Origin of the sequence: Pseudomonas sp. (genome assembly GCF_049645325.1) — a bacterium.
GTDB lineage: Bacteria > Pseudomonadota > Gammaproteobacteria > Pseudomonadales > Pseudomonadaceae > Aquipseudomonas.
The window spans coordinates 1-10,983 of record NZ_JBARTQ010000219.1; the positions used below are offsets into that span (position 1 = coordinate 1).

At 61.7% G+C, this 10,983-nt stretch carries 7 protein-coding genes; all 7 read right to left on the bottom strand.

Annotation, left to right across the window (positions count from 1 at the left end; genetic code table 11):
* Positions 1–956: 956 nt before the first annotated feature.
* Positions 957–3,728, bottom strand: a complete 2,772-nt coding sequence (locus WBB95_RS09510) for a response regulator (RefSeq protein ID WP_424487353.1) — start codon at positions 3,726–3,728, stop codon at positions 957–959.
* A gap of 115 nt (positions 3,729–3,843) precedes the next feature.
* Positions 3,844–5,136 carry a phosphoribosylamine--glycine ligase gene (gene purD / locus WBB95_RS09515; RefSeq protein ID WP_424487354.1) on the bottom strand — a complete coding sequence of 431 codons (1,293 nt, stop codon included), beginning with the start codon at positions 5,134–5,136 and terminating at the stop codon, positions 3,844–3,846.
* Positions 5,137–5,305: 169 nt separating this feature from the next.
* The gene (gene purH / locus WBB95_RS09520) at positions 5,306–6,913 is read right to left on the bottom strand and encodes a bifunctional phosphoribosylaminoimidazolecarboxamide formyltransferase/IMP cyclohydrolase (protein WP_424487355.1); all 1,608 of its coding nucleotides are present in this window, start codon (positions 6,911–6,913) and stop codon (positions 5,306–5,308) included.
* Between the two features lie 82 nt (positions 6,914–6,995).
* Positions 6,996–7,316, bottom strand: coding sequence for a DNA-binding transcriptional regulator Fis (gene fis, locus WBB95_RS09525; protein ID WP_002555375.1), 321 nt, complete (start codon positions 7,314–7,316; stop codon positions 6,996–6,998).
* Positions 7,313–8,326: a tRNA dihydrouridine synthase DusB gene (gene dusB, locus WBB95_RS09530; RefSeq protein ID WP_424487356.1), complete on the bottom strand. Its 1,014-nt coding sequence runs from the start codon at positions 8,324–8,326 to the stop codon at positions 7,313–7,315. Before dusB ends, fis begins: the two co-directional genes overlap by 4 nt.
* 185 nt (positions 8,327–8,511) lie before the next feature.
* Positions 8,512–9,765 (bottom strand): DUF3426 domain-containing protein, encoded by a 1,254-nt coding sequence (locus WBB95_RS09535; RefSeq protein WP_424487357.1) that lies wholly within the window; start codon positions 9,763–9,765, stop codon positions 8,512–8,514.
* Between the two features lie 30 nt (positions 9,766–9,795).
* The gene (gene prmA, locus WBB95_RS09540; protein ID WP_424487358.1) at positions 9,796–10,674 is read right to left on the bottom strand and encodes a 50S ribosomal protein L11 methyltransferase; all 879 of its coding nucleotides are present in this window, start codon (positions 10,672–10,674) and stop codon (positions 9,796–9,798) included.
* Positions 10,675–10,983 lie beyond the last annotated feature (309 nt).

The window sequence follows — 10,983 nt, forward strand, 5'->3', positions numbered from 1 at the left end:
TTGAATCCGTGGGCCGCCGCCACGCGCCATCCATGGCGCGGGGCGGCTAACCCGGCGTCCTGCCGGGTTACCCACGGATTCAAGCCTGCGTGCGGCCATCGTGGTTAACGGGGCGCCTGAGATCAAGATCACAAGCAGATCAAAAGCACGGCGGCCTGAAAGCCGACCTGAGTGGTTGAAGCAGAAGCAGGGCAACAGCAGAGCGGCACAACTTCCACCTGATGAAATGAGATCCAAATGTGGGAGCGGGCTTGCTCGCGAAGGCGGTGAGTCAGCCAAGGAATCTATCAAATGACACAATGCATTCGCGAGCAAGCCCGCTCTCACATTTTTAATCCGGTTCGGCTTCAGGTATCAGCTCACTGCTACACCACAGCTTTGCTTTTCTGTGGGAGCTGGCTTGTCGGATCGCCGCACCGCTGCGATGGCATCAACTGGGTGTGCCTGATAAAACTAAGTGTCTGCATCGCAGGCAAGCCAGCTCCCACATTTGACCGAGTTTGGCTTGAGTGATTAGAGCGGCCACCGGGCCTCGGCAGTCACACCAGCCCTTGCTGTTGATCCGCTCTTGATCCAACCACTCAGGTCGGCTTTCAGGCCGCCGTGCTGTAGATCTTGATCTTGATCCTGCTTGTGATCTTGATCTGAGGCGCCCCGTTAACCACGCTGGCCGAACGCAGGCTTTGGAGCGTGGGTAACCCGGCAGGACGCCGGCTTAGCCGTGTTGGGCCATGGATGGCCCGTCACGGCGGCCCACGCTCCAAAGCCTGCGTGAGGGCACACCGAGCTTAAGCGAGGTGCCGAGTGGAGGGGCAAGAGCCCTTTTGGTTACTTTTGGGGCTCTTTTCCAAAAGTGACCCGCCGTAAGGGCGGAACCCTAATCAGCCGCTACTCAAATAACAGATATACACCCAAGACACCCAACACACCCACACAACTCAATCGCCCATTTCAACTCAGGAAGAGGCGTGCTCAGGCCGCTGCTGACGCTGCGCTACCCAAAACTCCACCAGCTCACGCAACTGCGACAACTCCACCGGCTTGGCCATGTGCCCATCCATCCCGGCCTGGCGCGCGCGTTCTTTATGTTCCGAGAGAATGTGCGCCGTGAGCGCCACCACCGGCGTGCGAATGCGTTGGTGGCTGACCTCCCATGCGCGCAGTTGCTGGGTCGCGGAAAAACCATCGAGGATCGGCATTTCGCAGTCCATCAACACCAGGTCGTAACGTTGGGCCTTCATCGCCTCCAGCGCCTCTTCGCCGTTGCTGGCAGTGTCCGGATTGAGGTTGAGCTTGCCAAGCATGCCGCGAATCACTTTGGTGGAAATGCTGTTGTCTTCAGCCACCAAAATGCGGAAATCACTGGGCACGGTCACGGCCGCCGGCGCGCTGATGGCCGGGCGCTGGGGCGCGCCACCTTTGCTGCGTTGGGTGAGTTCGTCGGCCAGGGTGGTCTTCAGCGTATAGCCAGCCACGGGCTTGGCGAGGATGCGCTTGATCCCGCAGTTGCGCGCGATGATCTTGCTTGGCGCGTTGCTGATACCCGTGAGCATGATCAGCAGGATGTCGTGGTTCAGGCTCGGGTCTTCCTTGATCTTCGCCGCCAGTTGCATGCCGGTCATGCCGGGCATGTTCTGGTCGAGCAGCACCACGTCGAAGTAATCGCGCAAATGCGCCTTGGTGCGCAGCAACGCCAGGGCTTCCTTGCCCGATGGCACGGCGCTGACGTTCAGGCCCCACGCCGTGCATTGCTGCACCAGCACTTTGCGGCAGGTGTCGTTGTCGTCGACCACCAGCACCCGCGCGCCTTTGAGGGGGCCGTCGAGGTCGGAGGTCGGGTGTTCCAGGCGCTCCGGGTCCAGCGGCAAGGTCAACCACAGGGTGCTGCCCTGGTGGCTGCCGCTCTTGATGCCGAACTCGCCGTTCATCAACAGGATCAACTGGCGGGCAATCACCAGCCCCAGGTGGCCGCTCAGGCGCGTGGCCGAGAGGAAATTCTTGCTGTGCAATTCGCTGTGCAGCAACGCGTCGCGTTCGGCGGTTTCCATCGGCAGGCCGCTGTCCTGCACGGCAATGCGCAGGCGTGGTTTGGTGCTGCGCTCATCGAGGGCGACGACGATCAGCACTTCACCCTCATCGGTTTTTTGCAGGGCATTTTCCAGCAGGCTCAACAGTGCCTGGCGCAACCGCGTCGGGTCGCCGCTGATGACGCGAGGCACCTGGGGCTGGATAAAACTGATCAGTTCGACGTTCTGTTGCTCGGCCTTGGCGCGGAAAATACTCAGGCAGTCTTCGATCAGCGCATTGAGGTCGAACTGCACATCGTCGAGTTCGATCTGCCCGGATTCGAGCTTGGAGATGTCGAGGATCTCGTTGATCAGCGTCAGCAGTTCGTTGCCGGCGCTGTGGATGGTCTGCACGTAGTCGCGCTGCTTCACCGACAGCGGCGTGCCCAGCAACAACTCGGTCATGCCCAGTACACCGTTCATGGGTGTGCGGATTTCGTGGCTGATCTTCGCCAGGAACTCTGCCTTGGCGGCGATCTCGGCGTTGCTGGCGGCCAGGTCGCGGCTGAGGCTGAAGCGCGCCTCCACAATGGCGCGCTGGCGCTCACCCAGGGCCAGGCTCATCAGCAAGCCACTGAGGCAGATAAAGCTGAGCAGGGTGACGATCAAGCCTTGCGGCGCCACGAGTGTCAGGCCGAGCAGGGCCGGGAGGATGATCAAGGTGCCGATGTTGAACACCACCATCGCCGCCACGAACAGGCGCGCCGGCCGATAGCCTTTCTGCCAGTGGTAGGCCGAGACAAACAGCATGCTCAGGCCGGCCAGGGCCACCAGCGCGTAGGTGATGATGTTCAGCGGCAAGGTGTTGACGAACAACAGCAGCAAGCCGGACAGCACGATCAGCAGGATATCGGCCATCAACAGTTTGTTCAGCGGGTGCGCGCCCAGCGGCATGAAGAAACGGTAGGCAAACATCAGCCCGCACGGCGCGGTGAGCAAGAGGGCGAGGTAGGCCCCCGGAGTCTGGATGGCGTGCCAATCCGGCAGCCATGGCCCCACCAGGTTGAGCAGCAGCGCCAGGCTGAGCATCAACAGAAATTCGCAGGCCGCGAGCCATAGGCTGCTGCGCGAGCGGTGGTAGGCGAAGCGTGTGAGGTTGTGCAGGATCAGCATCAACAGCACGCCGAACAGCAGCCCGTAGATCAGCGTCTGGTTCTGGTCGGCGGCGGCCAATACGGCCGGCTCCAGGGTGATATAAGGGCGCAGCTCATGTTCCGAGACCAGCCGCAGGTAAACCTCAAGAGGCCGCTGGCTTTGGGGCATCGGCAGCATGAAATCACTGCTGGGCAGCGGGCGTTCCGCCTGGGGCTGGCGGGTGCCGGTGCTCTGCTGTTCGACCAGGGTGTCGCCATCGAGCACATACAGGCTCAGGTGGGAAAGGTCCGGGGCGAATACCCGCAGCACTTGTTCGTGCTTGCCGGGTTGCAGCTTGAAACGTACCCACAACGCACCGTCCGGCTCCGCGGCGGTAATCCGGTCCAGTTCGATGGGGCTGAATTGATTGGTGTAGCGGGCGGAACGGATGTCGCTCAGCTGCAGGTCGGCCTGTTCATCAAGCAATACCGCCCAACCACTGCCTTGTGCGGCGGCCTGGGCCGGGAACAAGCAGAGCAGGGTCAGCAGGCTGACTGTGAAACCTATGGCGATCCTGAGCCAGCGCACGGCGAAATCCCTTCGTAGGTTGATGCACGGGTTAACTATGCGCGGGGCGACATGTGTACGGCAAGGGCCTGGGGCCCTCACCTAACCGAACGGATAGCTACTCAAGTGTAGCTGTTCAGCTGTTCTCGCCGCGTTCACGGGCAATGGCGCGATAGCCGATGTCCGTGCGGTAGAAGCAACCTTTCCAGTCGATTTTTGCAGCCAGTTTGTACGCCTGTTGTTGCGCAGCGTCGACACTGGCACCCATCGCGGTGGCGCACAATACGCGGCCACCGGCGGTTACAACTTTGCCGTCCTTGAGCGCGGTGCCCGCATGGAACACCTTGCCTTCCAGCGTAGCAGCAGCGTCCAGGCCTTCAATCACGTCGCCCTTGGCGTAGTCGGCCGGGTAACCACCGGCTGCCAGCACAATGCCAACGCTCGGGCGCGGGTCCCACTGCGCTTCGACCTTGTCCAGCGCCTGGGCCAGGGCCGCTTCCACCAGCAGCACCAGGCTCGATTGCAGACGCAACATCACCGGTTGGGTTTCCGGATCACCGAAGCGGCAGTTGAACTCGATGACTTTCGGGTTGCCGGCTTTGTCGATCATCAGGCCAGCGTAGAGGAAACCGGTGTACACATTGCCTTCGTCAGCCATGCCACGCACGGTCGGCCAGATCACCAGGTCCATCACGCGCTTGTGTACGTCGGCGGTGACCACTGGGGCAGGGGAGTAAGCACCCATGCCGCCGGTGTTCGGGCCAGTATCAGCGTCGCCGACACGTTTGTGGTCCTGGCTGGTGGCCATCGGCAGTACGTTCTTGCCGTCGACCATGACGATAAAGCTGGCTTCTTCGCCGTCGAGGAATTCCTCGATCACCACGCGCGAACCGGCTTCACCAAAGGCATTGCCGGCGAGCATGTCGCGTACGGCGTCTTCGGCTTCCTGCAGGGTCATCGCAACGATCACGCCTTTGCCGGCGGCCAGGCCATCGGCCTTGATCACGATTGGTGCACCGACCTCACGCAGGTAAGCCAGGGCCGGCTCGATCTCGGTGAAGTTCTGGTAATCGGCCGTCGGGATCTTGTGGCGCGCCAGGAAGTCCTTGGTGAACGCTTTCGAACCTTCCAGCTGGGCGGCGCCGGCGGTCGGGCCGAAGCAGTCCAGGTTACGGCTGCGGAACAGGTCCACGACGCCTGCAACCAGTGGCACTTCCGGGCCGACGATGGTCAGGGAGACGTTCTTTTCAGCGAAGTCAGCCAGTTGCTCAAGGGCCAGCACGTCGATGGCGACGTTCTCGCACTTGGCTTCAATGGCGGTGCCGGCGTTGCCGGGTGCGACGAACACTTTCTGGACGCGTGGGTCCTGGGCAACTTTCCAGGCCAGGGCGTGTTCACGGCCACCGCTGCCAATGATCAAAACATTCATTTCAAAAACCTCGGATGACGCTGAATTCTTGGGAGCACTGTGGGCTGCTTTTCTGTGGGAGCTGGCTTGCCTGCGATGCTGGCGCCTCGGTGTAACAGATGACCCGAGGTGATGCTATCGCAGGCAAGCCAGCTCCCACAGAAGCCAGTGCCCACCAGGCAATATTGGATCAGTGGCGGAAGTGGCGCATGCCAGTGAAGACCATGGCAATGCCGGCTTCATCAGCCGCGGCGATGACTTCAGCATCGCGCATCGAACCACCCGGTTGGATCACGGCGGTCACGCCAGCTTTCGCGGCGTTATCCAGGCCATCACGGAACGGGAAGAACGCGTCCGATGCCATGACCGAGCCCTGCACCTGCAAGCCAGCGTGCTCAGCCTTGATCGCGGCGATACGCGCCGAGTTCACGCGGCTCATCTGGCCGGCGCCGACACCGATGGTCTGGCGGTTCTTGGCGTAAACGATGGCGTTGGATTTAACGTACTTGGCGACTTTCCAGGCGAAGATCAGGTCGTTGATCTCTTGCTCGGTCGGAGCACGCTTGGTCACGACTTTCAGGTCTTCACTGCCGATCATGCCGATGTCGCGGCTCTGGACCAGCAAGCCGCCGTTGACGCGCTTGTAGTCCCAGGCTGCGGCGCGGTCAGTCGACCACTCGCCGCAGGTCAGCAGGCGCACGTTGGCTTTGGCGGCCACAATGGCGCGGGCTTCTTCGCTGACAGACGGGGCGATGATCACTTCGACAAACTGACGCTCGACGATGGCCTTGGCGGTCTCGGCGTCCAATTCACGGTTGAAGGCGATGATGCCGCCGAATGCCGATTCAGTGTCGGTGGCATAGGCCAGTTCGTAGGCCTGGCGAATGCCGCCTTCAGCGTCCGGGCTCACGGCCACGCCGCACGGGTTGGCGTGCTTGACGATCACGCAGGCCGGCTTGACGAAGCTCTTCACACATTCCAGCGCGGCGTCGGTGTCGGCCACGTTGTTATAGGACAGCTCCTTGCCTTGCAGTTGGGTCGCGGTGGCGATGCCGACTTCGGCGGGCTTTGCTTCCACGTAGAACGCCGCGCTCTGGTGCGGGTTCTCGCCGTAGCGCATTTCCTGGGCTTTGATGAACTGGCTGTTGAAGGTGCGCGGGAACTGGCTGCGGCCTTCTGTGCTCAGGGTTTCAGCCGCTTGGTTCACGGTGCCCATGTAGTTGGCGATCATGCCGTCGTAGGCGGCGGTGTGTTCGAAGGCCTTGAGCATCAGGTCGAAACGCTGGGCGTAGGTCAGGCCGCCGGCTTTCAGGCTTTCAAGTACGTTGGCGTAGTCGCTGGCGTTGACCACGATGGCCACGTCTTTGTGGTTCTTGGCTGCCGAGCGAACCATGGTCGGGCCGCCGATATCGATGTTTTCGATGGCGGTCGGCAGGTCGCAGCCTGGCTTGTTGATGGTGGCTTCGAATGGGTAGAGGTTAACGGCCACCAGGTCGATCGGCTTGATGCCGTGCTCGGTCATGATGGCGTCGTCGATACCGCGACGGCCGAGGATGCCGCCGTGGATTTTCGGGTGCAGGGTCTTGACCCGACCGTCCATCATTTCTGCGAAACCGGTGTAGTCCGCCACTTCCACTGCGGCCACGCCGTTGTCCTGCAGCAGTTTGAAGGTCCCGCCCGTGGAGAGGATTTCCACGCCCAGGGCTTCCAGCTCCCGGGCAAATTCGAGGATCCCGGTCTTGTCGGAGACACTGATCAAGGCGCGGCGGATCGGCAGGCGGGTAGTCTGGTCGGTCATTTCAATTTCCATCAAAAGCAAAGGAGTCAGCAAAAAAGGCGACCGTTTTTTACGCGGGCGCCTTTCTGGTTTGATTGAATGCTTACAGCAAATCGTACTGCTTGAGCTTTTTGCGCAAGGTCCCACGGTTGAGGCCCAGCAGCTCACTGGCTTTGGTCTGGTTGCCCTTGACGTAGTTCATCACGCTTTCGAGCAACGGCGCTTCGACTTCGGAGAGCACCAGGTTGTACACGTCCGTGACGGAAGCGCCCTCAAGGTGGGCGAAATAATTGTGCAGCGCCTTCTCGACACTCCCGCGAAGGGTCTGGCCTTCTTCGCTCGGCGTGTTGAGGTGCTGTTTCAAATTGACGTTGTCGCTCACGGGTGTTGTTCCACTCACTAAAGTCTCGGTCATCATCGTCATGCGGCCACCCCTTCTCCGTCCCCTGTCCCCAGGCTCTTGTAACGCTCGCAGAAGAACTCACGAACGTTGGCGCACTGTGCTTCCGTATCATCCAAACGATTGAAGTGGGCGCGAAACTCCCTGGCGCCCGGCAGGGTTGCGAGATACCAGCCGACATGCTTGCGAGCAATACGTACTCCCATCACGTCTCCATAGAAGGCGTGCAGGGCGGCCAGATGCTCTAGCAGAATACGTTCCACCTCGATCAACTCCGGTGCAGGCAACACTTCGCCAGTACGCAGGAAATGTTCGATCTCACGAAAAATCCATGGCCGCCCCTGGGCGGCCCGGCCAATCAACAAGCCATCGGCACCGGTTGCGTGAAATACGCGCCGGGCTTTCTCGGCTGAGTCGATGTCGCCATTGGCAAAGACCGGCATCGACACCGCCTGCTTGATCGCGGCAATGGTGTCGTACTCGGCTTCACCGGTGTACAGGTCGGCGCGGGTGCGGCCATGCATCGCCAGCGCTGTAATGCCTGCCTGTTCGGCGATCTTCGCCACCGTCAGGCCGTTCTTGTTGTCCCGGTCCCAGCCGGTACGAATCTTCAGGGTAACCGGCACATCCACGGCGGCGACAACGGCCTGCAGGATCTCGGCTACCAATTGCTCATCTTTCAACAGCGCGGAACCGGCGGCCTTGTTGCAGACCTTCTTGGCCGGGCAGCCCATGTTGATATCAATGATCTGCGCGCCCAGTTCCACATTGGCCCGGGCCGCATCTGCCAGCATCTGTGCATCCCCACCGGCGATCTGTACCGAGCGGGGCTCGGGATCACCTTCGTGGATCATGCGCATCCGCGATTTGCGGGTGTTCCACAAGCTCATGTCGCTGGTGACCATTTCCGAGACTACTAGACCCGCGCCCAAACGCTTGCACAGCTGACGAAAGGGCTGGTCGGTGACGCCCGCCATCGGGGCGAGGATCAAGCCGTTCTGCAATGTGTATGGGCCGATGCGTACCGCCGACATAGGACTTCCCTGTTGTGGGGCCGGATCATTAGAGTTCGAAAAAGGGTTGGCATGATACCCGCTCTCGATGACTGGATAAAGGCTGAATTGGATAAAATCTGAACAGTTATTTCTTTATCGCCACCGGTTTGGTTGCGCAGGACGCAGTCAAGAATCCGCCGTCAAACCTTGGTGCGTGAAGCGGTTCACTCGGGCGAGTGGAAACTCAGGCTGTAATTCACGGCTTTATTGCCCGGATCGAGGATATCCAGGGAAATATGGATGGGTGTCTGCGAGGGCATTTCACTCACCCCGGCCAGTTCACCGCTCAGGTATTCAGCGGGCTTGAAGCGACGACTGGCAATCAGGCTGCCGTTCAAGTCGGCAAAGCGCAGTTCCAGCAGCGGGAAGGGCTGGGAGAACGTCGCACGGTTATAGATGATCGCATCCACTACCAGCGCCCCGGCGAATTCCGGGTTGCTGCGCACCACCAGGTTGCTGCTCTTGATGTGGGCAATATCAACCCGTGATGGCACGGTGCAACCGAGTGTCGGGCACAGTTGCTGGAACCACGGGCGGTAGGCGTCCTGGCGGGCCAGGTCGTCGAATTGGTAGGCGATGTACTGGCCTGCCAGACCGGCGGCGGCGAGTAAGACCAGAACTGTCCAGATCAGGCGCCGGCCCCAGCCAGACGGGCGTTTCTGCGCATAAAGGTGCAGTGGGTCGTCTTCGAGGTCCTGGAGTACGTCGTCGTGAACACTGGCTTCCGGGCGTGCGCGCTTGCGACGGGGCTGGGCACGCTCTGCGGGTTCGGGCTCGTCCATGTCGTCGGCGACGGGGCTGAACGGCGGGTCGAGGTCTTCATCGTCAGGGGTTGAACGCAGCGGCGGCTCGTCGTCGACATCGTCGATATGAAACGACATCGACGGCTCGGTGCGCGGCTTGGTCGCAGGCGCTTTGGCCGGTTCAGGTTCATCTTCGGGCGTTGGCGCGCGTTCTTCGGGCGGTTCGCTGAACAGGCTGGCGGCCCACTTTTCTTCCTCGGCCTTGACGGTGTCGCGGCTGGCGCTGATGGCCTCTTCTTTTTGCCGGCGATCAGTGCTGGCTTGGCGACGTTCCGCGCCCAACGGCTGGGTATGCTGAATCTCGCGGCGCTCCAGCTTGGCCAGTTCTTCGTCCAGGTCCAGGTTGTCGAGGTCCAGCTCTTCGGCGGTCCACTGTTTCTGGCTGATTGCCCGCGGCGACTCAGGCACTGGCGCGGCGACGGGTTCAATTGTGGCCGACGGCTCAGCTTCCGGCGCAGGGGCGCTGGCGCGCTGCTCCAGTAACTGGCGGGCGGCGTTGAACACTTGCAGGCATGAGCCGCAGCGAACCACACCACGGGCCACGCTCAATTGAGCGTGGCTGACGCGAAAGCGGGCTTGGCAATGTGGGCACTGGGTGACGAAACTGTCGGTCATGCGGCCATCCGATTCAGGCAAGCGCTCATTCTAGCGCCGACGACCGCTGATGCGTACCCAGCCATCACGGTTTGCGATCGGATCCAGCTCGAAATCCTGCGCATACGCGGCCGCGACGTCTTCGCCTTGTTCGGCGAGAATGCCCGACAGGGCCAGGCGGCCACCTGGCTTGACCAGGCTCGACAGCTGCGGCGCCAGGGAAACCAGCGGGCCGGCGAGGATGTTCGCGACCAATACATCGGCCTGTACCTGGGGCAGTTGCTCCGGCAGGTAGAGCGGGAATTTGCCTTCAGGGATGTTGTTGCGCCCGGCGTTGTCGCGAGAGGCTTCCAGGGCTTGCACGTCGATGTCGGTGCCCACGGCTTCCTTGGCGCCCAGCAGCAGGGCGGCAATCGCCAGGATCCCCGAGCCGCAGCCGAAGTCCAGCACGTTGCAGTCGGTCAGGTCCTGGCCGTCCAGCCATTCCAGGCACAGCGCGGTGGTGGGGTGGGTGCCGGTGCCGAATGCCAGGCCCGGGTCCAGCAGCAGGTTGACCGCGTCAGGCTCTGGTGCGGCGTGCCAGCTTGGCACGATCCACAGGCGCTGGCCGAAGCGCATCGGCTGGAAGTTGTCCATCCAGCTGCGTTCCCAGTCCTGGTCTTCGATCACTTCGCTGTGGTGCTCGGGCAGCGGGCCGCCGGTGAGCAGTTGCATATGGGCCAGTACGGCGGCGGCATCGGTGCCGTCTTCGAACAGGGCCAGCAGGTGGGTGTGGGACCACAACGGGGTGGTGTTGAGTTCGGGTTCGAAGATGGGTTGGTCTTCGGCGTCCATGAAGGTAACCGAGACGGCGCCGACTTCGAGGAACGCGTCTTCGTAGGTTTCGGCTTGTTCTGGGCTGATGGCGAGACGGACTTGCAGCCAAGGCATGGCGGGCACCTTTGAAGGAAATGAGTGTGCAGCGGGTGGGGTGGGCTGCTGGAAGGGCGGCAGTTTACGCGGGTGTGGGGTACATATCCATTTCTGTGGTGGTGGGTGGTATTGGTTCCGCCCTTACGGCGGGTCACTTTTGAAAGGAGCCCAAAAGTAACCAAAAGGCTCTTGCCCCTCCACTCGGCACCTCGCCTCCGGCTCGGTGTGCCCGCACGCAGGCTTGAATCCGTGGGCCGCCGCCACGCGCCATCCATGGCGCGGGGCGGCTAACCCGGCGTCCTGCCGGGTTGCCCACGGATTCAAGCC

Excerpts from the sequence above, each read along its gene's own strand:
- purD (WP_424487354.1), bottom strand. The coding sequence starts at position 5,136 with ATGAATGTTTTGATCATTGGCAGCGGTGGCCGTGAACACGCCCTGGCC.
- purH (WP_424487355.1), bottom strand. The coding sequence starts at position 6,913 with ATGACCGACCAGACTACCCGCCTGCCGATCCGCCGCGCCTTGATCAGT.
- fis (WP_002555375.1), bottom strand. The coding sequence starts at position 7,316 with ATGACGATGATGACCGAGACTTTAGTGAGTGGAACAACACCCGTGAGC.
- dusB (WP_424487356.1), bottom strand. The coding sequence starts at position 8,326 with ATGTCGGCGGTACGCATCGGCCCATACACATTGCAGAACGGCTTGATC.
- WBB95_RS09535 (WP_424487357.1), bottom strand. The coding sequence starts at position 9,765 with ATGACCGACAGTTTCGTCACCCAGTGCCCACATTGCCAAGCCCGCTTT.
- prmA (WP_424487358.1), bottom strand. The coding sequence starts at position 10,674 with ATGCCTTGGCTGCAAGTCCGTCTCGCCATCAGCCCAGAACAAGCCGAA.